This window comes from Duganella sp. GW821-FHT07F09 (assembly GCF_059418705.1).
This window is the reverse complement of the sequence record NZ_JBWKQJ010000001.1, coordinates 68748-90815: the sequence shown is the minus strand read 5'-3', so window position 1 is coordinate 90815 and position 22068 is coordinate 68748. Positions and strand designations below refer to the sequence as shown.

The 22068-nt window shown below is 64.5% G+C and carries 17 protein-coding genes and 5 tRNA genes; 14 read left to right on the top strand and 8 right to left on the bottom strand.

Going from position 1 to position 22068, the window contains the following annotated elements; all coding sequences use genetic code 11:
* Window positions 1-5: 5 nt before the first annotated feature.
* Both AC07P1_RS00445 and AC07P1_RS00440 read right to left on the bottom strand, forming a co-directional pair.
* Window positions 6-926, bottom strand: coding sequence for a segregation and condensation protein A (locus AC07P1_RS00445; protein WP_494694000.1), 921 nt, complete (start codon window positions 924-926; stop codon window positions 6-8).
* 18 nt (window positions 927-944) lie between these two features.
* On the bottom strand, window positions 945-1154 hold the full coding sequence (locus AC07P1_RS00440; RefSeq protein WP_090315205.1) for a DUF3460 family protein: 210 nt from the start codon (window positions 1152-1154) through the stop codon (window positions 945-947).
* Between the two features lie 136 nt (window positions 1155-1290).
* Here AC07P1_RS00440 and AC07P1_RS00435 point away from each other — a divergent pair, with 136 nt between their 5' ends.
* Window positions 1291-2193 (top strand): DMT family transporter, encoded by a 903-nt coding sequence (locus AC07P1_RS00435; RefSeq protein ID WP_494693999.1) that lies wholly within the window; start codon window positions 1291-1293, stop codon window positions 2191-2193.
* Here AC07P1_RS00435 and AC07P1_RS00430 read toward each other — a convergent pair.
* Window positions 2190-3101 carry a LysR family transcriptional regulator gene (locus AC07P1_RS00430; protein ID WP_494693998.1) on the bottom strand — a complete coding sequence of 304 codons (912 nt, stop codon included), beginning with the start codon at window positions 3099-3101 and terminating at the stop codon, window positions 2190-2192. The genes AC07P1_RS00435 and AC07P1_RS00430 overlap by 4 nt on opposite strands.
* Before the next feature lie 121 nt (window positions 3102-3222).
* Here AC07P1_RS00430 and AC07P1_RS00425 point away from each other — a divergent pair, with 121 nt between their 5' ends.
* Window positions 3223-3846, top strand: coding sequence for a glutathione S-transferase family protein (locus AC07P1_RS00425; protein WP_494693997.1), 624 nt, complete (start codon window positions 3223-3225; stop codon window positions 3844-3846).
* A gap of 3 nt (window positions 3847-3849) precedes the next feature.
* Window positions 3850-4824, top strand: coding sequence for a pyridoxamine 5'-phosphate oxidase family protein (locus AC07P1_RS00420; protein WP_494693996.1), 975 nt, complete (start codon window positions 3850-3852; stop codon window positions 4822-4824).
* 163 nt (window positions 4825-4987) lie between these two features.
* Here AC07P1_RS00420 and AC07P1_RS00415 read toward each other — a convergent pair whose 3' ends face one another.
* Window positions 4988-5923 carry a LysR family transcriptional regulator gene (locus tag AC07P1_RS00415; RefSeq protein ID WP_494693995.1) on the bottom strand — a complete coding sequence of 312 codons (936 nt, stop codon included), beginning with the start codon at window positions 5921-5923 and terminating at the stop codon, window positions 4988-4990.
* A gap of 137 nt (window positions 5924-6060) precedes the next feature.
* Here AC07P1_RS00415 and AC07P1_RS00410 point away from each other — a divergent pair, with 137 nt between their 5' ends.
* From AC07P1_RS00410 to AC07P1_RS00395, 4 genes are all read left to right on the top strand, one after another.
* Window positions 6061-6849, top strand: a complete 789-nt coding sequence (locus tag AC07P1_RS00410; protein ID WP_494693994.1) for a putative hydro-lyase — start codon at window positions 6061-6063, stop codon at window positions 6847-6849.
* Window positions 6850-6933: 84 nt separating this feature from the next.
* Entirely contained in the window at window positions 6934-8211 is a 1278-nt protein-coding gene (locus AC07P1_RS00405) for an MFS transporter (RefSeq protein ID WP_494693993.1), read from the top strand.
* Between the two features lie 43 nt (window positions 8212-8254).
* Window positions 8255-11878, top strand: coding sequence for a hydantoinase B/oxoprolinase family protein (locus AC07P1_RS00400; RefSeq protein WP_494693992.1), 3624 nt, complete (start codon window positions 8255-8257; stop codon window positions 11876-11878).
* Window positions 11879-11894: 16 nt separating this feature from the next.
* Window positions 11895-12959, top strand: coding sequence for a porin (locus AC07P1_RS00395; protein WP_494693991.1), 1065 nt, complete (start codon window positions 11895-11897; stop codon window positions 12957-12959).
* 54 nt (window positions 12960-13013) lie between these two features.
* On the opposite strand, the gene AC07P1_RS00390 is transcribed toward AC07P1_RS00395, so the two are convergent.
* The 4 genes from AC07P1_RS00390 to metG form a co-directional block, all read right to left on the bottom strand.
* Window positions 13014-13403: a hypothetical protein gene (locus tag AC07P1_RS00390; protein ID WP_494693990.1), complete on the bottom strand. Its 390-nt coding sequence runs from the start codon at window positions 13401-13403 to the stop codon at window positions 13014-13016.
* A gap of 146 nt (window positions 13404-13549) precedes the next feature.
* Window positions 13550-15286 (bottom strand): extracellular catalytic domain type 1 short-chain-length polyhydroxyalkanoate depolymerase, encoded by a 1737-nt coding sequence (locus AC07P1_RS00385; RefSeq protein ID WP_494693989.1) that lies wholly within the window; start codon window positions 15284-15286, stop codon window positions 13550-13552.
* A 526-nt stretch (window positions 15287-15812) separates the two neighbouring features.
* Window positions 15813-16292, bottom strand: a complete 480-nt coding sequence (locus AC07P1_RS00380; protein ID WP_494693988.1) for a GNAT family N-acetyltransferase — start codon at window positions 16290-16292, stop codon at window positions 15813-15815.
* A 13-nt stretch (window positions 16293-16305) separates the two neighbouring features.
* Window positions 16306-18471 carry a methionine--tRNA ligase gene (gene metG / locus AC07P1_RS00375; RefSeq protein ID WP_494693987.1) on the bottom strand — a complete coding sequence of 722 codons (2166 nt, stop codon included), beginning with the start codon at window positions 18469-18471 and terminating at the stop codon, window positions 16306-16308.
* A gap of 133 nt (window positions 18472-18604) precedes the next feature.
* On the opposite strand from metG, the gene apbC reads away from it, so the two are divergent.
* The 7 genes from apbC to AC07P1_RS00340 all read left to right on the top strand — a co-directional run bounded on the left by apbC (window position 18605) and on the right by AC07P1_RS00340 (window position 22065).
* Entirely contained in the window at window positions 18605-19693 is a 1089-nt protein-coding gene (gene apbC, locus AC07P1_RS00370; RefSeq protein ID WP_494693986.1) for an iron-sulfur cluster carrier protein ApbC, read from the top strand.
* Between the two features lie 202 nt (window positions 19694-19895).
* Window positions 19896-21302, top strand: a complete 1407-nt coding sequence (gene gltX, locus AC07P1_RS00365) for a glutamate--tRNA ligase (protein WP_494693985.1) — start codon at window positions 19896-19898, stop codon at window positions 21300-21302.
* A gap of 83 nt (window positions 21303-21385) precedes the next feature.
* Window positions 21386-21461 (top strand) — tRNA-Ala (locus AC07P1_RS00360).
* A 60-nt stretch (window positions 21462-21521) separates the two neighbouring features.
* A tRNA-Glu gene (locus AC07P1_RS00355) sits at window positions 21522-21597 on the top strand.
* A gap of 129 nt (window positions 21598-21726) precedes the next feature.
* Window positions 21727-21802: transfer RNA gene (locus AC07P1_RS00350), tRNA-Ala, on the top strand.
* Between the two features lie 44 nt (window positions 21803-21846).
* Window positions 21847-21922, top strand: a tRNA-Glu gene (locus AC07P1_RS00345).
* A 67-nt stretch (window positions 21923-21989) separates the two neighbouring features.
* Window positions 21990-22065: transfer RNA gene (locus AC07P1_RS00340), tRNA-Ala, on the top strand.
* The last annotated feature ends 3 nt before the right edge of the window (window positions 22066-22068 follow it).

Below are 22068 nucleotides of genomic sequence, written 5' to 3'. Positions count from 1 at the left end.
CGGGTTCAGGCGGGCGAGTAGGCCAGGCGCACATAGATGGGGGCGAACGGTTCGGCCTGGGTGATCTCGATCAGCGTTTCCTTGGCCAGCTCGAGCAGCGCGACAAAGTTCACCACCACCACCGGTACGCCGCCGGCGATGTCGAACAGGTCGGCGAACTCGACGAACCGGCTCGATTGCAGGCGCCGCAGGATGCCGGTCATGTGCTCGCGCACGGACAGCTCCTCGCGGCTGATCTTGTGGTGCTGGGTCAGCTTGGCGCGCTTGATCACGTCCAGCCAGGCCTGCTGCAGGTCCACCGGCGCCACGTCCGGCCAGGTCGGCACCAGGCTTTGCTCGATGAAGATCTGGGTGCGCACGAAATCGCGGTCGACCTGCGGGATCGCGTTCAGGTCGTAGGCGGCCAGCTTGATCTGCTCGTATTCCAGCAGGCGGCGCACCAGCTCGGCGCGCGGATCGTCATGCTCGATCTCCAGGTCCGACTGCCGCTGCGGCAACAGCATGCGCGACTTAATCTCGATCAGCATCGCGGCCATCAGCAGGTACTCGGCGGCCAGCTCCAGGTTCGACAGGCGGATCTGGTCGACATACTTCAGGTACTGCAGCGTCAGCTGCGCCATCGGGATGTCGAGGATGTTGAAGTTTTGCTTGCGGATCAGATAAAGCAGCAGGTCGAGCGGCCCTTCGAAGGCGTCGAGGAAGATTTCCAGCGCGTCCGGCGGAATGTACAGGTCGTTGGGCAGCTTGAGCAGCGGCTCGCCGTACAGGCGGGCGAGGGCGGCAACTTCCGACGTCACGGCGGCCGCCACGTCGGCGACTTCCGGCGACACGGGGGCTTCCGCAGCGGCGCCGCCGTCGGCGGTTACCGCCGGCGGCGGGCTTGGCACCTCGCCGGCCGGCTGTTCAGCCGTATCGTCTGGCAACATCCGTGCCGCCCCAAGTCCTTAGACTTTGTTCTGGTAGACGTAAGCTTGTTGCTTGACGGCCGACTCGAGCTGGCGTTCCTGCTCGTCGAGCGACAGTGGCGCCTTGTCCCACAGCAGCGCGCGGCCCAGACGTTGACCTTCTTCGATCGCCGGGTTCTTTTCCTTCAGCGACTTGATGAACAAGGTATGGTCGGATTCGTACATCGAATGTTGTTTAGAGAATTTCATATAGTCCAAGTGAGTGGCTCAGCAATGGGTATTTTACCGCGCCGCGGCGCCGACGCGCTAATTCTATCGCCGCCGGCACGCAAAGCGGCGGAATCGGGTATGCTCAAAGGCGTAATGTTGCAAAGATATAACGACAATGACCGCACGCCTGACCGCCAAAACCATCTTTCTGCTGACCCTGCCGCCGCTGCTGTGGGCCGGCAACGCCATCGTCGGCCGCCTGGTGCACGATATGTTGCCGCCGGTGCTGCTCAATTTCCTGCGCTGGGTGATCGCCTTGCTGATCCTGTTGCCGCTGGCCGGCCCGGTGTTCCGCCGGGACAGCGCGCTGTGGCGATACTGGAAGCAGTACGCCCTGTTGGGGCTGATGGGTATCGGTTTGTATAACACGTTCCAGTATATGGCCCTGCAAAGCTCGACGCCGATCAACGTCACGCTGGTCGCCTCGGGATTGCCGGTATGGATGATGCTGACGGGCCGGTTGTTCTTCGGCGTGCCGGTCTCGGGTCGCCAGATGGCCGGCGCCGCGTTGTCGATCGTCGGCGTGCTGGTGGTGCTGGCGCGCGGGGAATGGCGGCATGTGCTGGAGCTGCGGCTGGTGGCGGGGGATTTGTTCATGATCCTGGCCACCATCGCCTGGTCTTTCTATAGCTGGATGCTGATGCGGACCAGGGAACCGGCCGCGATTCGCGCCAACTGGGCCAGCTTCCTGGCGGCGCAGGTGGCGTTCGGCGCGCTCTGGTCGGGCGGTTTCGCGCTGGGCGAGCAATGGTTGGGGGCGATGCCGGTGCAATGGAGCTGGTGGCTGGCCGCCGCCTTGCTTTATGTCGCGATTTTCCCGGCGGTGATCGCTTTCCGTTGCTGGGGCGAAGGGGTGCAGCGCGCCGGACCGGCCATCGGCGCCTTCTTCGTCAACCTGACGCCGCTATTTACCGCGCTGCTGTCGTCGGCCTTCCTGGGCGAGGCGCCGCACGCCTATCACGCGGTGGCGTTCGCGCTGATCGTCGCCGGCATCGTGGTGTCGGCGCGCAAAGGCTAAGTCGACGGTAACGTCGCCGCCTTCAGTGCATCGATAAACACCCGCACTTTGTGCGGCACGTGGGGCGAGGCCGGGTACACGGCGTGGATGTCGGTTTCGGCCTGCGACCAGGCCGGCAGCAGCCGCACCAGCCTGCCGGCGGCCACGTCCTCCTGGGTCAGGAAGGTGGTGGCGCGCAGCACGCCCACGCCGGCCAAGGCGGCGGCGCGGCTGGCGTAGGCGGTGTTGGTGGAGAACACCGTATTGCGCATGCGTATCTCGCGCACCCGGCCGGCACCGTCGTCCAAAGTGAACACCCTCGGCTGCGGTAGCACGGACAGCGCGATGAACGGCAACGCTTCCAGCACGTCCGGATTGTCGGGCATGCCATGCCGGGCGATGAAGTCCGGCGCGGCCACCAGCCAACGCCGCAGCGGCCCCACGCGGCTTGCCATATGCCCGGAATCGGCCAGCTTGCCCAGCCGGACCGTGACGTCGATGCCTTCCGCGATCAGGTCGATCACATGGTCCGCGCAGACCAGCTCGATGTGCAGCGCCGGGTAGCGCGCGCGCAACCGCGCCAGCACCGGCGCCACCACCATCGCCCCGTAGTCGATCGGCGATGCCACGCGCAGCGTGCCTTGCGGGCTGTCCAGCCCGGTGCGTGCCTGCTCGATGGCTTGCTCGGCCGATTGTAGCAGCCGACGACTGGACTCATAGAAGGCCCGTCCGGCCTCTGTCAGGCTCAGCTTGCGGGTCGAGCGCACCAGCAGGCCGACGCCGATTTCCGCTTCCAGCAGTTGCATGTGCTTGCTGACCATGGACTTGGCCAGGCCCAGCCGCTCTGCGGCGGCCGTCAACGAGCCGGCCTCGACAACGGCGACGAAGGTAATCAGGCGGTTCAGATTAACGGTATTCAGATCGACCATGGACTCATTATGCCTCGATTGTCCACTTTTAGTGAACTGTGATTCCGCTATTGTCCGGCTTATCAGCACGCCTGCGCCTCCCTATACTGGGCTTATTCGCCCATCCACAAAAGGATTCTTCATGAAACTCTACGGTTTCCCGCTTTCCGGCCACTCGCACCGCGCCGAACTGTGCCTCAACCTGCTCAAGTTGCCGTACGAATTCGTGCCTATGCCCTTGGCCGGCGGCAAACACCGCACGCCGGAATTCCTGGCGCTGAACGGTTTCGGCGAGGTGCCAGTGCTGGAGGACGGGGACGCGGTGCTGTCCGACTCGACCGCTATCCTGGTGTACCTGGCCGCCAAATACGACGACAGCGGCCGCTGGCTGCCACGCGATCCGCTGGCCGCCGCCCAGGTGCAGCGCTGGCTGTCGGCCGCCTCGGGCAAGATCGCCTACGGTCCCGCCGCCGCGCGCATGGTCACGGTGTTCGGCGCCAAATTCGATCACGAGTTTGTCAAAGGCGTGGCCGTGCGCCTGTTCGACGTGATGGAGCGCGAGCTGGAAGGGCGCCGCTACCTGGTCGGCGGGCACGCCACCATCGCCGATGTCGCCGCCTTCAGCTATATCGAGCATGCGCCGGAGGGCGGTGTGTCGCTAAAACCTTATCCGAACGTCCGCGCCTGGCTGGCCAATGTACGTGCGCTGCCGGGTTTTGTCGCCATGCCGGCCACGCAAGCGGGCGTGGCGCCGGAACAGGTGTAGGCCATGGACGCTCCGGTCTCCCCATTCCACGCAGGCGAACTGGCGATCCAGCAGCGCGTCGGCATGCGCGAGCGGATCGCCGCCGCCGGCAGCGCCGGCGTGCGCGATCACATGCCGGACCAGCACCGCCAGTTCTTTGCGGAGCTGCCGTTCTTCTTCATCGGCGCGCTGGACGAGGCGGGCCAGCCGTGGGCGACGGTGCTGGCAGCCGATCCTGGCTTCATCGGCACGCCGGATGCGCGGACGCTGGACATCGTCGGCGGCATGCTCGCAGGCGATCCGCTGCAAGGCAGGCTGCGCGCGGGCGACCATGTCGGCGGCCTGGGACTGGCGCCGACGACGCGCCGCCGCAACCGCGTCAATGGGGTGATCACGGCGATCGACGGCGACGGCATGCGCATCGCGGTCGCGCAGAGCTTTGGCAACTGCCCGCAGTACATCCAGCATCGCCAGCATGGCGCGGCGCCTGATATCGGCACGGCTGGCGCCGAGCGGGTGTCGCGCGCCACGGCGCTCAGCGACGAGGACCGGGCGTTGATCGCGCGGTCGGATACCTTTTTCATCGCCAGCGCCAACCTGGACGCCGATGCCGGCCGCGCGCGCGGTGTGGATGTTTCGCATCGGGGAGGGCGGCCCGGCTTCGTGCGGGTCGATGACGCTAACAGGCTGACATCGCCCGAGTTTCGCGGTAATTTTTTCTTCAACACGGCGGGGAATTTGCTGGAGCATCCGCGTGCCGGCTTGCTGTTCATCGACTTCGAGCGCGGCGACCTGCTGCATCTGGCGGTGGAGGCGGAGATCATCTGGGAAGGACCCGAGGTGGAGGCCTTCACCGGGGCCGAGCGCCTGCTGCGGTTTCATATACGCGAAGTGGTGCGCAACGCCGGCGCGCTGCCGTTTCGCTGGACAGAGCCGCAGCCTGCGGTGCAGATCGCCCGCACCGGGAGTTGGACCCAAGCGGAACATGGAGACACGTAGGGCGGATTAGGCGGAACGCCGTAATCCGCCACTCGATGAGCCGTCGAGACGCATGCATGGCGGATTACGCTTCGCTAATCCGCCCTACGTGGTTTAGAAGCCGCCAGCGCAGGTGGCCGGAAGGCGCCAGCGCGTGTGGCCGGAGACGCAGCGCAAGTGGCCGCTAGCCCAGCGATTTGATGTAGCGCGGGTCGACCTGCGCGCAATAGGTGGCGCAGGCGTGGCGGGCGGCGTTGGCCGCCGCGTGCACCAGCATCTCGGCGTTGGTGTGGAAGCACAGCGAGACGATGATCGACGGCGGCTCCGGCTGCACCGGCAGCTCGATGAACTCTCCGCTCTCCAGCGACGACACCACGAACAGACTGGGAATCGCCGCCACGCCGTAGCCGTCCTTGACCAGCTGGACGATCGCCGCCACCGACGGCGAGCAGGTGATGCGCGTCTGCTCCAGCGGGATCGCCGCCAGATTGGCCATCTTGCTGACGATTTCCTCCAGCGCGCGCTGGGGCGCGGTGCCGCGTCCGAAGGTCAGGAGCGGCAGCTGCAGCAAGCGCTGGTTCAAACCCTCCTTGCGCGTGTCGAGCAAGCCACGGCGGGCGATCCAGTGCAGCGGATAGACCGCCAGCGCCTCCGAGACGATGTCGTTGCTCTCCACGCCCTCGACCTGGATCACCAGATCGAGCTCGCGCGCCCGCAGGCGGCGCTCCAGCACATTGCTGATATCGACCGCCAGATCGACTTCAAGCTCCGGATACAACACATTGAGCTGCCGGATGTACTGCGCCAGCCAGCTGTGGACCACCGATTCGATCACGCCGAGACGCAAGCGGCCGCGCACCGCACTATCTTTGTGCGCCGCCGCCTGCAGCCTGCGGGTGGCGTCGACCACCGCTTTCGCATGGCCCAACAGGTACTCGGCGTTGGCCGTCAGCCGGAAGTCCTTGCAGGTCCGATCGATCAGCTCCGTCTGCAATTCCTCCTCTAGCGACTTGATGCGCAGCGAGATCGCGGCTGGCGTCGCGTGCAGTGCGCGGGCGGTGGCACGGAAGCTGCGCAACTGCGCCAGCGCGACGAAGGTTTCGAGGAATCGGGTATTCATGGAACAAGAATACCTTAACCGTATGCACCGGGATAGCGCACGACGATAAGAAAAACTATGCAACAACAGCAAAAATAACTAGATAGCATGATGTGATATTCACGTTTATTCTGAACTCATGCAGTTTTCACATCACTATGAGCGAAACGACCATGACTCCTCTTGAACTCAGACATAAAGTGCGCGGCGGCGAATTCCGCTTGCCGACGGCGGGCTACTGCGGCGAATACGCGCAGGCCAATCTGGTGATACTGCCGCAGACGCATGCCGACGCCTTCCTGCTTTTCTGCCAGCGCAATCCGCGCGCCTGTCCACTGCTGGCGGTCGGTGAACCCGGTCAATGGAATGTCGCCAGCCTTGGCGCCGACATGGACCTGCGCACCGACACGCCCGGCTACAACGTCTACCGCGAAGGCGTGCTGTCGGCGCAAACGGCGGCGCTGCATGACATCTGGCGCGACGACCTGGTGGTGTTCGCTATCGGCTGTTCGTTCTCGTTCGAACAGATGCTGATGGACGCCGGCATACCACTGCGCCACATCGAGCAGCGCCGCAACGTCGCCATGTACCGCACCAATATCAGAAACCAGGCCGCCGGTCCGTTCGGCGGCGAGATGGTGGTGTCGATGCGGCCGATGAAGGCCGCCGACGCCATCCGCGCGATCCAGATCACCAGCCGCTTCCCGGCCGTTCATGGCGCCCCGATTCATTTGGGCGATCCGGCGCTGATCGGCATCGCCAACCTCGGCCAACCCGACTACGGCGACGCGGTCGAGGTCATGCCCGACGAAATTCCAGTCTTCTGGCCGTGCGGCGTCACGCCGCAGGAAGCCATACGCCACGCGCGACTGCCGCTGGTGATCACCCACCAGCCGGGCTACATGCTGGTGACGGATATACGCAACGCCTCGCTAGCCGCATTCTAAGTTAACCAACATGGCAACGTCCCCGCTATCGGGTCCGCACAGGCACCCGGGGGACCGCCGCATTCTAAAAAAAGGGAGAGCACGATGAACACAAAAGTAGCCAGCACCAGCCAGCCGGAGGGATATTTCGCCTGGTTCCACGCCTTGACCAGCAAGGAGCGCCGCACCTTCTGGAGCTGCAAGATCGGTTACGCGCTCGACGCGATGGACACGCAGTTCCTCAGCTTCGTGATTCCGACCTTGATCGCCACCTGGGGCCTGTCCAAGGGCGACGCCGGCATGATCGGCACCGTCACCTTGCTGACCTCCGCCGCCGGCGGCTGGATCGCCGGCATCATGTCGGACCGTATCGGCCGCGTCAAGACGCTGCAGATCACCATCCTGTGGTTCGCCTTCTTCACCGTGTTGTGCGGCTTCGCGCAGAACTTCGAGCAGTTGCTGTGGGCGCGCGGCCTGATGGGCTTTGGCATGGGTGGCGAGTGGACCGCCGGCGCCATCCTGATCGGCGAGGTGATACGCGCCAAGGACCGTGGCAAGGCGGTCGGCATGGTGCAGGCGGGATGGGCGCTGGGCTGGGGCATGTCGGCCTTGCTGTACGCGCTGATGTTCTCGCTGCTGCCGCCGGAATGGGCGTGGCGGTCGCTGTTCCTGCTGGGGATTTTGCCGGCGTTGTTCGTGATCTTCATCCGCCGTTTCGTCGATGAACCGGATGTTTTCATCGCCGAGCAAAACAAAGTGCGGGTCAACAGCGAGGACCGCGTCAAGTTCACCGCCATCTTCGCGCCGAAGATGCTCAGCGTGACCGTGCGCGCCGTGCTGCTGACCACCGGCGCCCAGGGCGGCTACTACGCCATCACGACCTGGCTGCCGACCTTCCTCAAGACCGAGCGCCATCTGACGGTGCTGGGCACCGGCGGCTATCTGGCGATGGTCATCGTCGGCTCGTATGTGGGCTACATCGTCAGCGCCTTCCTGACCGACTACCTGGGACGCAAGAAGAACTTCATCCTGTTCGCCACCGGCTCGATGTGCATCGCCCTGGCCTACACCCGGCTGCCGGTCAACGACAGCGTGATGCTGTTCCTCGGCTTCCCGCTCGGCTTCTGCGTTTCGGGCGTCTTCAGCGGCATGGGCGCCTTCCTGACCGAGTTGTTCCCGACCTCGATGCGCGGTTCGGGCCAGGGATTCAGCTACAACATGGGCCGCGCCATCGGCTCGCTGTTCCCGCTGATGATCGGCTTGAGCAGCAACTCCATGGCGCTGGGCGAGGCGATCGGCGTCTTCGCCGGCACCGCCTACGGCGTGATGATCCTGGCGGCGCTGACCTTGCCGGAAACCGCCGGCAAAAAACTCGAGTCCTGACCAATAAGCTGATTTCACCGTACAAAAGATCAAAGGCATCAACATGAAAAACGACATTCCTACCCAATCCATGCTGTGGCAATTCTGGGTCGACCGTGGCGGCACCTTCACCGACATCGTCGCCCGCCGCCCGGACGGCAAGCTGGTGACGCACAAGCTGTTGTCCGAGTACCCGGAGCGCTACGACGACGCTGTCACCCAGGGCATGCGCGACATGCTGGGATTGAAAGCCGGCGATCCGTTGCCGTCGGAGCAGATCGAAGTGATCAAGATGGGCACCACCGTCGCCACCAACGCGCTGTTGGAGCGCAAGGGCGCGCGCACCGCGCTGGCGATCACGCGCGGCTTTGCCGACCAGCTGCGCATCGGTTACCAGGACCGGCCCGACATCTTCGCCATGCACATCGAGCTGCCGGACCTGATCTACGAGGAAGTGATCGAGATCGATGAGCGCATCGGCGCCCACGGCGACGTGTTGCAGGCACTGGACGAGGATCTGCTGCGCCGCCAATTCGCCGGCCTGCGGGAAAAGGGCATCGCCGCCATCGCCATCGTCTTGATGCACGGCTACCGCTATCCCCAGCACGAGCTGCGCTTGCGCGCCCTGGCCGAGGAGGCGGGCTTCACGCAGATCTCGGTCAGCCACCAGGTCAGCCCCCTGATGAAGATCGTCGGCCGTGGCGACACCACGGTGGTCGATGCCTACCTGTCGCCGGTGCTGCGCGACTACGTCTCCCGCGTGTCGGCCGACACTGGAGATACCCGCATCATGTTCATGCAGTCGAACGGCGGCTTGACGGACGCCGGCCGCTTCCAGGGCAAGGACGCGATCCTGTCCGGCCCGGCCGGCGGCATCGTCGGCGCCGTCAAGAGCTGCGAGGCGATCGGTCTGAAACAGGTGATCGGCTTCGACATGGGCGGCACCTCGACCGACGTCGCCCACTACGACGGCGCCTACGAGCGCGTGTTCGAGACCGTGGTGGCCGGCGTACGGGTGCGCGCGCCGATGATGCACATTCATACCGTGGCGGCGGGCGGCGGCTCGATTTGCAGCTTCGAGAACGGCCGTTTCAAGGTCGGGCCGGAATCGGCCGGCGCCAATCCGGGACCGGCCAGCTACCGCAAGGGCGGCCCGCTGACCGTGACCGACTGTAACGTCATGCTGGGCCGCATCCAGCCGGAGCACTTCCCGCGCGTCTTCGGCCCCGACGGCGATCTGCCGCTGGACCGCGACGTGGTGGTGCGCGCCTTTGGCGAACTGGCCGCGAAGATCGAGCGCGAGACCGGCACGCGCCTGTCGCCGTCGGCCGTCGCCGACGGCTTCCTGGCGGTCGCCGTCGACAATATGGCGCAGGCGATCAAGTCGATCTCGGTCGAGCGCGGCTATGACGTCAGCCGCTACGCCATGTGCTGCTTCGGCGGCGCCGGCGGCCAGCACGCTTGCCGCGTGGCCGACGTGCTGGGCATGACCAAGATCGCGATCCATCCGTTCGCCGGCGTGTTGTCGGCCTTCGGCATGGGACTGGCCGACATCCGGGCGATGCGCGAGGGCGCGGTCGAACAGCCGTTGAACGCCGCCTCGCTGGAGGCTCTGCGGCCGCAGTTGGCCGAACTGGCGCGCCAGGCGCACGCCGACCTGCTGGTGCAGCAGGTGGCGGAAGACGATATCCGCGTCGAACTGTGCGCGCGCCTGAAATACCAGGACAGCGATTCTGCATTCGTCATCGCGCTGGCCGGCGTCGAGGAGATGGCCGAGGCCTTTGCTGTGCTGTATCGCGGCCGGTTCGGCTTCGTCATGGAGGGCCAGCCGCTGGTGATCGAATCGGTGTCGGCGGAAGCTATCGGCGCCGGCGATGGGGCGGACTTTGTGATCGAGGTGCCGGCCAACGGCGGCACCGATACGGGTTCCGGCCGAGTCTACAGCTATGTCGACGGCCAGACCGTGCCGATCGCGCTGCACGTGCGCGCCGACCTGGCGGTCGGCAGCCGCGTGGCCGGACCGGCGCTGATCCGCGAGGAGATCGCCACCACGGTGGTCGATGCCGGCTGGAGCGCCAGCGTGCTGCCCGACCGCACCTTGCTGCTGGAGCGCAGCGGCGCCGCCGGCAGCGCCCACAAGATGACGACCGTCGCGCATCCTATCCACCTGGAGATCTTCAACAACCTGTTCATGGCCATCGCCCGCCAGATGGGAACCACCCTGGAGAACACCGCCTACTCGGTCAACATGAAGGAGCGGCTGGACTTCTCCTGCGCGATCTTCGACCGCGACGGCAACCTGATCGCCAACGCGCCGCACATTCCGGTCCATCTGGGTTCGATGAGCGACAGCGTGTTGTGCGTGATCCGCCAGCACGCCAAGACCATGGCGCCGGGCGACGCCTATGTGCTCAACGTGCCGTACAACGGCGGCACCCACCTGCCGGATATCACCGTGGTGTGTCCGGTGTACGGTGAAACCGGCTGGGGCGCGCCGCTGTTCTACGTCGCCGCGCGCGGCCACCACGGCGACGTCGGCGGCATCACGCCCGGCTCGATGCCGCCCAATAGCACCACCATCGAAGAGGAGGGTGTCCTGCTGGACAACGTCAAGATCGTCGACAAGGGCGTGTTCCTGGAGCCGCTGGTGCGCGGCCTGTTCGCCGCCGGCCCTTGGCCTAGCCGTAACATCGACCAGAACATCTCGGACCTGATTGCCCAGCTGGGCGCCTGCGAGACCGGCGCCAATGAACTGCTGAAGGCTGTGTCGACCTATGGCGAGGACGTGGTGCTGGCCTACATGGGCCACGTGCAGGACAACGCCGAGGCGGCGGTGCGCAAGGCCATCGTCGGCCTGCGCGACGCCAGCTTCGCCTACGAGATGGACGACGGCGCGGTGGTCAAGGTCAAGCTGACCATCGACCATTTCAGCGGCGGCGCCATCGTCGACTTCACCGGCACCAGCGCGCAGCGGCCGACCAACTTCAACGCGCCGCTGTCGGTGTGCAAGGCGGCGGTGCTGTACGTGTTCCGCACCCTGATCGACAGCGACATTCCGATGAACGAGGGCGTGCTCAAGCCGCTCAAGCTGATCATCCCGGAAGGCTCGATGCTCAATCCGCGCTACCCGGCCGCCGTGGTGGCCGGTAACGTGGAGGTGTCGCAGACCGTCACCGACGCCTTGTACGGCGCGCTGGGCGTGATGTCGGCCTCGCAGGGCACGATGAACAATTTCACCTTCGGGAACGACGAGCACCAGTACTACGAGACCATCGCCGGCGGTTCCGGCGCAGGCCCCGGTTTCAATGGCACGGCGGCGGTGCAGACCCACATGACCAACTCGCGCATGACCGATCCGGAGGTGCTGGAGTGGCGTTTCCCGGTGCTGGTCGAGACGCACGCGATCCGTCGCGGCAGCGGCGGCGCCGGCACGCACCGTGGCGGCGACGGCGCGCTGCGCCGCATCCGTTTCCTCGAGGCGATGACGGCCAACATCCTGGCCGGCCACCGTCGCATCGCCCCGTTCGGGCTGGAGGGCGCGCAGCCGGGCGCGCTGGGACGCAACTGGGTCGAGCGCGGCGACGGCTCGGTGGAGGAATTCGGCGCCACCCACACCACGGACATGCAAGCGGGCGACGTCTTCGCGATTGAAACGCCGGGCGGCGGCGGCTTCGGTTCAAAACAATAACTATCGGGAGTCCACAATGAAAAAAACCATGCTTGCGCTGATGCTGGCCGCATCGGCGGCGACGGCTGTCGCCCAATCGAATGTGACGGTGTACGGCATCGTCGACATGGCGCTGGTGCGTGAAAGCGGCGGCATCGCCGCCACGACCAAACTGACCAGCGGCGTCGAGGCCGGGTCGCGGCTCGGCTTCAAGGGCATCGAGGATCTGGGCGGCGGCATGTCGGCCGTTTTCCTGCTGGAGAACGGCTTCCAGTCCGATACCGGCGCGATGGGGCAGGGCGGTTTGCTATTCGGACGCCAGGCGTATGTCGGGCTGCAGACCCGTTCGGGCACGATCACCCTGGGGCGCCAGTACACGCCGCAATATCTCGCCGTGGCGACGGTCGATCCCTTCGGCTCCGGCACGGCGGGCGACACCAAAAACCTGATGGCGTCGACCGGCAATAGCGCCAGCCGCATGGACAACGCGATCAAGTATGTGTCGCCGGTGTTGGGCGGTGTCGCGGTGGAGCTGGTGTACGGCGCGGGCGAAGTCTCCGGCGACAGCGCGGCCGGCCGCCAGTTGGGCGGATCGCTGATCTACAGTCGCGGCCCGTTGACGCTGCGCCTGGCGACCCACCACCGCGACAACGACACGGCCACGCTGAAGAACACCAGCGCCGCCAACAACACGGTGCTAACGGCGTTATACGATGCAGGCTTCATGAAGCTGCACGGGGCCTACGGTATCGACAAGGGTTTGAACAGCGCGCTGCCGCGCAACCTGGCCAATCCGTTCGGCTACGCGGTCGCGCCGACGCCGAGCGCCGACAGCGATGTGATGCTGTTGGGGGTGACGGTGCCTCGCGGGAGCGGGGTTTGGCTGGCGTCGTACATCCGCAAAAACGACAAGAGTAGCTTTAATCAAGACGCGCGGCAGTTCGCTGGGGGGTATCGTTACTACCTGTCGAAACGCACGGACTTGTATGGCGTGTACGCGTACATTCGCAACAAGAACGGCGCCGGCTACACGGTGGGCAGCGCCATCGAGGGCGGGACGGGCAACCGGGGCGTGAACCTCGGCATCCGCCACGTCTTCTGAAACAGCGGTGGGGCTGGTCGGGTTGCCGACCAGCCCCACGTGCTGTTACGCATATCAACGCTGGATGGTCTTGGTGTCGCAACCCTGGGCGGTCGAGGTACCGCTATGCGTTGGCGCGGTCGCATGGCCGTCGGTATGGCCTTGGGCGCAATCGGCGTTCACTTTGGATTGTTGCATCGCCTTGTCGGTCTTGCGCTGGGCGTTGCGCGGCGTCGCCGTGTTTTGGGTGTTGCTGTTGTTTTGCATGGCGGTGGCGTTCTGCTCGCCGCTATTGTTGGTGCTCTGGCCCACGCTTGGCGTGCCGGTGTTGCTGGTGCCCGCAGCCGTTGCGGATTGGCCGGTAGTGGACTGGCCGGTTGCGGACTGGCCGGTTGGCTGGGTCTGTGCGAACACGCCCGCGCTCATGCACATGGCGGCTATCATTACGGTCAATTTGGTGTTCATGGGTGACTCCTCGTTGTTCGATGAATGGAGCCCCATTTTTTCACAGCAAGCTGAACAATTGCGTAGGACGATTTCTCGCGTCATGGTCGGAATCGACGCGTTAAAGATGCCGTCCCGCATGCTGCTGCGGGACGGCAAGTTATGGCTTACGGGCAGCTACCGACGATGTAGTAGCCGGCGGAGGTCTGCGCCAAAGTCCGCACGAAGAAGATGCTGTACAGTCCCATCACCTGGTCGGACCCGTTGGCCAGCGCGTAGCCGCCGACATGGTGGGCGCGGCCGGCCTTCACATGCGCATAGTTGCTGGCGGTGAACGTCGTGCAGATAAAGCCCGACGTCGTGGTAACGCTCACCGGTGCCGAGATCGCGCTCTCGCCGTCCGGACCAACGGACGACACGGCAAAGCTGTACGTGGTGCCGGCGGTCAGTCCGGTCGCGGTATAGGTCAGCGTGGTCACCGGGGTGGCCGTTACCTTGACGCCATTGCGGTAGACGTTGTAACCGGTGGCGCCGTTGACGGCGTTCCAGCTCAGCGGTACGGCGCTGGCGCTGGCGCTGCCGGCGCTCAGGCCGGACGGCGCCGGCAGGCTTGGCGCGCTACCGACGAGGAACTGCGGGACCGCGCAGGCGGCGGACGTCTGGCCGAGGTTGTCGGTGGCGGTGACGGTGCCGCTGTAGTAGCCGTTGCTCAGGTTATACGTCTTGCTGAAGTTCGGGCCGCTGCCTGCCGCGTTGTCGTTGACCGGGGTTGGCCCGCTCAATGCCACGGTGTAGTTCGCCACGCTGCTGGGGGTGGTGGCGGCGCCGCTAATGGTCGCGCTGGTGGCGCTGATGACGTTGGCCGAGCAAGACGTCACCGTGGGGCCGGCGACGCTCGACACGCGCAGGTTGTTCTTGTACCAGAAATCCATGACGAATTCCGGGTAGTTGACCTTGCTGCTGTCGACGTAGTTCATGTTCTGCCCGCCGGCGCCCGCCGGCCACGAGTGGCCCAGGCCGGCCACGGTGATTTCGTGGGTACGCACCTTGCCGTTGCCGTCGCGGTATTGGATGTTGCTGCCGCCGCCAGGCACCGAGGCGGCGGGGTCCGCGCTATACGTGCCGCCGTAGGCCAGGCGCATCGCGGCCGCGCCGAGCGGTCCGTAGGCTTGCCCCACGGTGTAGTCGAAGGTGCCCCAGATGGTGCCGGCAATTTGCGTGGAGAATTTGCTGGCGCTGCCACCGGCCATCGCCTTGCATCGGTTGGCTGCGGTGGCGGCGGTATAGCCCGATGGCACCGCGCCGATCTGCAACGTGGTGGTGCCCGGGGTCGGGCCGGCGTTGATGCCGATACCCGCGAACACATCCGGCGCCAGACAGCCCAGCGCCATCGTCTCGCCGCCGCCGGAGGACAGGCCGGTCACATACACCTGGTTGGGATCGATCGCGTATTGCGGATCGCTGACGAAGCGGTTGACGACGTCGAGCAGGATGGCGTCGTGGCCGCTGCTGCGGTTGTGGTTGGTGCTGGCGTAGTCCCAGCAGTGATTCGCGTAGACGTTGCCGGTGGCGTTGGGTGCGATGATGACGGCGCCGTATTTCTCGGCCACCGTCTTCCAGTTGTAGCCGCCGTCGGTGCCGCTGTTGATGACGTCGTTGGTGGCCGTTTGCTGGCAGCCGTGCAGCACCAGGACCAGCGCCCGCTTGCCGGCCAAGGTCGGTTGCGACGCGGGCCAGTAGAAGTAGCCGGTGAGCTTGCCGCCATTGACGGTATCGGTCGCCCAGCTTTGCTGCGTGCTCCACGTACCGGGCCCGGCCGTAGCGGCGTGGGCCATGCAGGCGGACGCCAGCATGACGGTAGCGGCGAGCGCGCGCGACACCAAGCGTTTGATGTTGATTGCCATGATTTGTTGTCTCCGTTATGTAGGTATATTTTCGACCGCTCAGCAAGCGGGTGAGGAAAATATTAGTGCAAAAAAATATGCTTACAAGCACCCCAGTATTTCTACTGTTGTGTGCGTGATTCGCTTCTGCGAGCGATTTGAGATGGCGGGTCCGAACCTGAGCGCGCCAGCCCCCGCAAGCCTTTACGGCCGCGTTCGCTAGCCTTTCGCATGGGAGTGGATGGCTATCGAGATGATGGTGAGACGGCATCGCGGGGACGCCGGCACCTCGTTGAATTCGCCGCCTTGTACGCGCAAACGACAAACGATATCGTCGTCACGCAGGCCCGGTCTCGCTTCTCTCAAAAGCTTTGACATGGATCAAAGGAATTAGTTCCGCGAGAAAATGGTGTATGCGCACATTTTTTTCGTGGGGACACGATGGCGCAAGGCGACGACGCGCGGCGTGGATATGACTTGCGTGTGTGCAGTCACCCGCGCGCGAAAAAGAACGGCGCGGGTCGGCGCCGGGCGGTCGGTGGAAAATTTAGTGGCGCAACGAGCGGCGCATGACCAGCGGCGGCGTTTCCAGCGGATTGGCGTGCGAGTATTCGAGCTCCTCCGCCAGTTCGAATTCGTAGGCGGCGTAGAAGTCGATCAGCTTGGGCTGGTCGGCCCGCACGGCCAGGCGCACCTCGTCGAGGCCGCAGGCCAGGCCGTGGTGGATCACCGCCTCCAGCAGGTGTTGCGACAGGTTGCTACCACGGTAACGCGGCAGCACGCCCATGCGGCAGATTTCCCAGACGTCGGGGTCGGCGTCGAGCGGCAGCCAGCGCACCGAGCCGACCGGCTCGTCGTCGACCAATAAAACAAAACCGCCGCCGTCGCGCAGATGGTCTGCAACGACGACGGCGGTTTCGCGGTGTCCGCTGGAGGTGACGCTGACCTTGCCGGCCCACGCGGCGCGCGTGAGCTCGGCAATCAGTTTGGCATCTTCTTCCGTCGCTTCACGCACTACGATGTTCATGCCTGGACTGTCCTTAACGGATGCGCATGCCCGGCTCGGCGCCCGGCCACGGATTCAAAATGTAGATGCCCGGATTGGCCTTCTCGTCGGCCGCCGAGGCCGCCAGTACCATGCCTTCGGAGACGCCGAACTTCATCTTGCGCGGCGCCAGGTTGGCGACCAGAACGGTCAGCTTGCCGACCAGCTCTTCCGGCTTGTACATCGATTTGATGCCGGAGAAGACATTGCGGTGGCGGCCTTCGCCGACGTCCAGCGTCAGGCGCAGCAGCTTGTCGGAGCCGTCGACGTGTTCGCAGTTGACGATCCTGGCGATGCGCAAATCGATCTTGACGAAGTCGTCGATCTTGATCTCCGGCGCCAGTTCCTCGATGCCGGTGGCGGGCGCCGGCGTGGCGGTGCCGCCCGCAGCGGCGGGGGCGGCGGCCGTGACGACGGCCGGGGCGGCGGCGGGAGCGGGCGCGTCGAACAGCTCTTCGATCATCTTGGCGTCCACGCGCGTCATCAGGTGGCTGTAGGCGCCGATGGTACGGCCCAGCATGGCCTGGGAGACGGCGCCGCTGGCGACATCGGTGTCGGCCCATGCCAGTTGCTCGTCGTTGAGGAACTTGGCGACGTTGGCGGCCACACCCGGCAGCACCGGCGACAACAGGATCGTCAGCTGGCGGAACAGGATCAGCGCGGCGGTGCAGACGTCGTGCAATTCCGCAATTTTCGCTTCGTCCTTGGCCAAAATCCACGGCTTGTTCTCGTCGACATACTGGTTGGTGATGTCGGCGATCTCCATGATTTCGCGCAGCGCCTTGCCGAACTCGCGCGCCTCGAAATTGGCGCCGATGCTGGCCTGGCGCTCTACGCCCTCGGCCGTCACCAGCGCGCGCTTGATCCAGCCCTGCGCGCCCTCGGACAGCGAAGCCGCCAGCTTGCCGTCGAATTTCTTGGCGATGAAGCCGGCGCAGCGGCTGGCGATGTTCACGTACTTGCCGATCAGGTCGCTATTGACGCGGGCAACGAAGTCCTCGCCGGTGAAGTCCAGGTCTTCCACCTTCGAGTTGAGCTTGAAGGCGATGTAGTAGCGCAACCATTCCGGATTCATGCCCAGGTTCAGGTAGCGCAGCGGCGAGATGCCGGTGCCGCGCGACTTGGACATTTTTTCGTTGTTGACGGTCAGGTGGCCGTGCACGTTGACCTTGAGCTTGTCGATCACCGGATGGCCGGCGAACTTCAGCATCGCCGGCCAGAACAGCAGGTGGAAGGAAACGATGTCCTTGCCGATGAAGTGGATCTGTTCGGTGGCCGGGTCGTTCAACAGGTCGTTGAAGTCGATGCCTTGCTTTTCGCAATAGTTTTTCAGGCTGGCCAGGTAACCGACCGGCGCGTCCAGCCAGACGTAGAAGAACTTGCCCGGCGCGTCGGGAATCGGGATGCCGAAGTAGGGCGCGTCGCGCGAGATGTCCCAGTCGGCCAGCTTTTCGCCGGACTCGCCCAGCCACTCGCTGACCTTGTTGACCATTTCCGGCTGCAAACGGCCGGGCGTGTTCAGCCATTCCTTGAGGAATTCGTAGCAGCGCGGGTCGGACAGCTTGAAGAAATACTGTTCCGAGTCCTTGAGCACCGGCGTGGCGTTGGTGAACACCGAGAACGGATTGATCAGCTCGGTCGGCTGGTAGGCCGCGCCGCACACTTCGCAATTGTCGCCGTACTGGTCCTTGGCGTGGCAGACCGGGCACTCGCCCTTGATGTTGCGGTCGGCCAGGAACATGCCTTTGACCGGGTCGTAGAAGCGCGGCACGATCTTGGTCTGGATCAGGCCGGCGTCGCGCAGCTTGCGGTAGATGCCCTGCGACAACTCGACGTTTTCCGGCGAGTCGGTCGAGTACCAGTTGTCGAAGGCGATGTGGAAGCCGTCGAGGTACTGGGCGCGGCCGGCGGCGATCTTGGCGACGAACTCCTGCGGCGTGATGCCTTCTTTTTCGGCCGCGATCATGATCGGCGTGCCGTGGGTGTCGTCGGCGCCGACGAAGTGCACCGTGCGCGGCGCGAGTTGTCCATTCACCTCGTCGCGCTGCATTCGCTGGAACCGGACCCAGATGTCGGCCTGGATGTACTCCATCATGTGGCCAATATGGAAAGCGGCGTTTGCGTAGGGCAGGGCAGTGGTGACGAACAGCTTGCGGGTCATGGTTGATGCACTTTGTGGGTGGAAAAGGAGCATTTTAACAGTGGAAGCGGCAAGCGGTCACTCCGGCAATGGGGCGCGCCCGGTAATTATGGCGCGATGCGCTAAAATGGGCGCACATTTCACGGAGAGTCACATGAGCATTACTGTAGAAGACGTCAAGGCGGCGCTGTCCAAAATCATTGATCCAAATACAACGAAAGACTACGTCAGCGGCAAGGCCGTCAAGAATTTGAAGGTCGACAACGGTGATATCTCCCTCGATATCGAGCTGGGCTATCCGGCCAAGAGCCAGGTCGACAGCATCCGCGCCAGCGTCATCGCCGGCCTCAAGGCGGTGCCGGGCGCGGGCAACATCAGCGTCGGCGTCACGACCAAGGTCATCCCGCACACGGTGCAGCGCGGCCTGAAACTCATGCCGAACGTGAAAAACATCATCGCCATCGCCTCGGGCAAGGGCGGCGTGGGCAAATCGACCACCGCCGTCAACCTGGCGCTGGCGCTGGCCGCAGAGGGCGCCTCGGTCGGCCTGCTCGACGCCGACATCTACGGCCCGTCGCAGCCGATGATGCTGGGCGTGTCGGGCCGTCCGGAAACCAAGGACGGCAAATCGATGGAGCCGCTGGAAAACCACGGCGTGCAAGTGTCGTCGATCGGCTTCCTGATCGACCCGGACGAGCCGATGGTGTGGCGCGGCCCGATGGTCACGCAGGCGCTGCAGCAACTGCTGGAGCAGACCAACTGGCGCGACCTGGACTATCTGATCGTCGACATGCCGCCGGGCACGGGCGACATCCAGCTGACGTTGTCGCAGAAGGTGCCGGTCACTGGCGCCGTCATCGTCACCACGCCGCAGGACATCGCGCTGCTGGACGCGCGCAAGGGCCTCAAAATGTTCGAGAAGGTCGGCATTCCGATCCTGGGCATCGTCGAGAACATGAGCACGCACATTTGCTCGAACTGCGGCCACGCGGAGGAAATCTTCGGCGCCGGCGGCGGCGCCAAGATGTGCAAGGACTTCAATGTCGAGTTCCTCGGCGCGCTGCCGCTGACGATGGCGATCCGCGAGCAGGCCGACTCCGGCAAGCCGACCGTGGTGGCCGATCCGGACGGCCAGGTCGCCGCCATCTACAAGGACATCGCCCGCAAGATCGCGGTGCAGGTGTCCGAGAAGGCCAAGGACATGACCAGTAAGTTCCCGAGCATCGTCATCAAGAACGATTGAGGTGGAAGGAGCGGGACCACGCAATCACGTAGGGCGGATTAGCGCAGCGTAATCGGCCATGGTTGCGCCGTCGGCGACGCAATCATGGCCGATTACGGCGTTCCGCCTAATCCGCCCTACGTGGACCGGTGGCCGGGCTCCCACCGGTGTGCAGGCCAACGCGGTAAAATAGCTGCTTTCACATCTCAGCTTTCCTACCTCGATGACCACACCCACCACGCCCGTCCGTACCCGTTTCGCTCCCAGCCCGACCGGCTTCCTCCACCTTGGCGGCGCCCGCACGGCGCTGTATGCGTGGGCTTTCGCCCGTCACTTCGGCGGCACCTTCGTGCTGCGCATCGAAGACACCGACCTGGAGCGCTCCACGCCGGAAGCCGTGCAAGCGATCATCGAAGGCATGGAATGGCTGGGCCTGAGCCACGACGAGGGCCCGTTCTACCAGATGCAGCGCATGGACCGCTACCGCGAGGTGGTGGCGCAGATGCTGACCGCCGGCACCGCCTACCACTGCTACTCGTCGCCGGAAGAAGTCGAGGCGATGCGCGAGCGCATGCGCGCGGCCGGCGAAAAGCCGCGCTACGACGGCACCTGGCGTCCCGAGCCGGGCAAGACCCTGCCGGCGATTCCGGAAGGCCGCAAGCCGGTGGTGCGCTTCAAGAATCCGCTCGACGGCGAAGTGACCTGGGACGATTTCGTCAAAGGCACCATCACCATCGGCAACAAGGAACTGGACGATCTGGTCATCGCCCGTCCCGACGGCACGCCGACCTATAACTTCTGCGTGGCCGTCGACGACTGGGACATGCAGATCAGCCACGTGCTGCGCGGCGACGACCACGTCAACAACACCCCGCGCCAGATCAACATCCTGCGCGCGATCGGCGCGCCGCTGCCGCTGTACGGCCACCTGCCGATGATCCTCGGTTCCGACGGCCAGAAGATGTCCAAGCGCAAGGACGCCGTCAACGTCATGGAATACCCGGCGCAAGGTTATCTGCCGGAAGCGATCCTGAACTACCTGGCGCGCCTGGGCTGGAGCCACGGCGACGACGAAGTGTTTTCGATGGAGCAGGTGATCGCATGGTTCGACGGCTCGCACCTGTCGAACTCGGCGGCGCAGTTCAACATCGAAAAACTGAACTGGCTCAACAACCACTATATCAAGCAGGCCGACAACGCACGCCTGGCCGAGCTGGCCAAGCCGCGCATGCTGGCGGCCGGCGCCGAGTTCGACGGCGCGCCCGATCTACCGGCCGTGCTGGCGCTGATGAAGGAGCGCGCCAACACCGTCAACGAGCTGGCCGACGCGGCGATGCTGTTCTACCGCGCGCCGCAGCCGGACGCGGCGCTGCTGGCCCAGCACCTGACCGACGCCGTCAAGCCGGCGCTGGCGCAGTTCGCCGACCGCTGCAAGACGGTGGAGTGGAGCAAGGAAGCGCTGGCCGCGATGATCAAGGAAGTGCTGGCCGCGAACAGCTTGAAGATGCCGCAGATCGCCATGCCGCTGCGCCTGATCGTCACCGGCCAACTGCAGACGCCGGCCATCGACGCGGTGTTGCAGATCTTCGGCCGCGAGGCGATTGTTGCGCGTCTGGCGAAATTTCTCTGAGTTTGAATTAAAACCAGAGCAAAGTTGCAAAAGGGTATTTGCATAGTGCGGCTTCTTTGCTATACTCTTGTTTCTGCGCCAACGGGGGTATAGCTCAGCTGGGAGAGCGCTTGCATGGCATGCAAGAGGTCAGCGGTTCGATCCCGCTTACCTCCACCAAGAAACACCTGGTGTTTGTTGAAGATGCGCGGAAACGTAGTGGCAGTTTGGTTGTTCGCGGTCCCCATCGTCTAGAGGCCTAGGACATCACCCTTTCACGGTGAGTACGGGGGTTCGAATCCCCCTGGGGACGCCAAGTTGTAAAGCGGTAGAGTTGTAGTTGACGTTGTTTGTACTGATTTGTTTGATGTTTGGCTTCACGCTGGATAGATACAAGTAGTGAAAACAAAAGTCGCGCAAGCGGCTTTTATTATTTCTGCGCCCGGGGGGTATAGCTCAGCTGGGAGAGCGCTTGCATGGCATGCAAGAGGTCAGCGGTTCGATCCCGCTTACCTCCACCACCGCGCGGAGATGATAGCGGCAAAGTAGTAACCGTAGTGCCGAGGTCCCCATCGTCTAGAGGCCTAGGACATCACCCTTTCACGGTGAGTACGGGGGTTCGAATCCCCCTGGGGACGCCAGCTTCGCCAGGCTGGCGAGCAGTAGATGTAGAAGTACCGTAGTACGACAGAAGACTTTCTGCGCCCGGGGGGTATAGCTCAGCTGGGAGAGCGCTTGCATGGCATGCAAGAGGTCAGCGGTTCGATCCCGCTTACCTCCACCATTA

Excerpts from the sequence above, each read along its gene's own strand:
- AC07P1_RS00445 (WP_494694000.1), bottom strand. The coding sequence starts at position 926 with ATGTTGCCAGACGATACGGCTGAACAGCCGGCCGGCGAGGTGCCAAGC.
- AC07P1_RS00440 (WP_090315205.1), bottom strand. The coding sequence starts at position 1,154 with ATGAAATTCTCTAAACAACATTCGATGTACGAATCCGACCATACCTTG.
- AC07P1_RS00435 (WP_494693999.1), top strand. The coding sequence starts at position 1,291 with ATGACCGCACGCCTGACCGCCAAAACCATCTTTCTGCTGACCCTGCCG.
- AC07P1_RS00430 (WP_494693998.1), bottom strand. The coding sequence starts at position 3,101 with ATGGTCGATCTGAATACCGTTAATCTGAACCGCCTGATTACCTTCGTC.
- AC07P1_RS00425 (WP_494693997.1), top strand. The coding sequence starts at position 3,223 with ATGAAACTCTACGGTTTCCCGCTTTCCGGCCACTCGCACCGCGCCGAA.
- AC07P1_RS00420 (WP_494693996.1), top strand. The coding sequence starts at position 3,850 with ATGGACGCTCCGGTCTCCCCATTCCACGCAGGCGAACTGGCGATCCAG.
- AC07P1_RS00415 (WP_494693995.1), bottom strand. The coding sequence starts at position 5,923 with ATGAATACCCGATTCCTCGAAACCTTCGTCGCGCTGGCGCAGTTGCGC.
- AC07P1_RS00410 (WP_494693994.1), top strand. The coding sequence starts at position 6,061 with ATGAGCGAAACGACCATGACTCCTCTTGAACTCAGACATAAAGTGCGC.
- AC07P1_RS00405 (WP_494693993.1), top strand. The coding sequence starts at position 6,934 with ATGAACACAAAAGTAGCCAGCACCAGCCAGCCGGAGGGATATTTCGCC.
- AC07P1_RS00400 (WP_494693992.1), top strand. The coding sequence starts at position 8,255 with ATGAAAAACGACATTCCTACCCAATCCATGCTGTGGCAATTCTGGGTC.
- AC07P1_RS00395 (WP_494693991.1), top strand. The coding sequence starts at position 11,895 with ATGAAAAAAACCATGCTTGCGCTGATGCTGGCCGCATCGGCGGCGACG.
- AC07P1_RS00390 (WP_494693990.1), bottom strand. The coding sequence starts at position 13,403 with ATGAACACCAAATTGACCGTAATGATAGCCGCCATGTGCATGAGCGCG.
- AC07P1_RS00385 (WP_494693989.1), bottom strand. The coding sequence starts at position 15,286 with ATGGCAATCAACATCAAACGCTTGGTGTCGCGCGCGCTCGCCGCTACC.
- AC07P1_RS00380 (WP_494693988.1), bottom strand. The coding sequence starts at position 16,292 with ATGAACATCGTAGTGCGTGAAGCGACGGAAGAAGATGCCAAACTGATT.
- metG (WP_494693987.1), bottom strand. The coding sequence starts at position 18,471 with ATGACCCGCAAGCTGTTCGTCACCACTGCCCTGCCCTACGCAAACGCC.
- apbC (WP_494693986.1), top strand. The coding sequence starts at position 18,605 with ATGAGCATTACTGTAGAAGACGTCAAGGCGGCGCTGTCCAAAATCATT.
- gltX (WP_494693985.1), top strand. The coding sequence starts at position 19,896 with ATGACCACACCCACCACGCCCGTCCGTACCCGTTTCGCTCCCAGCCCG.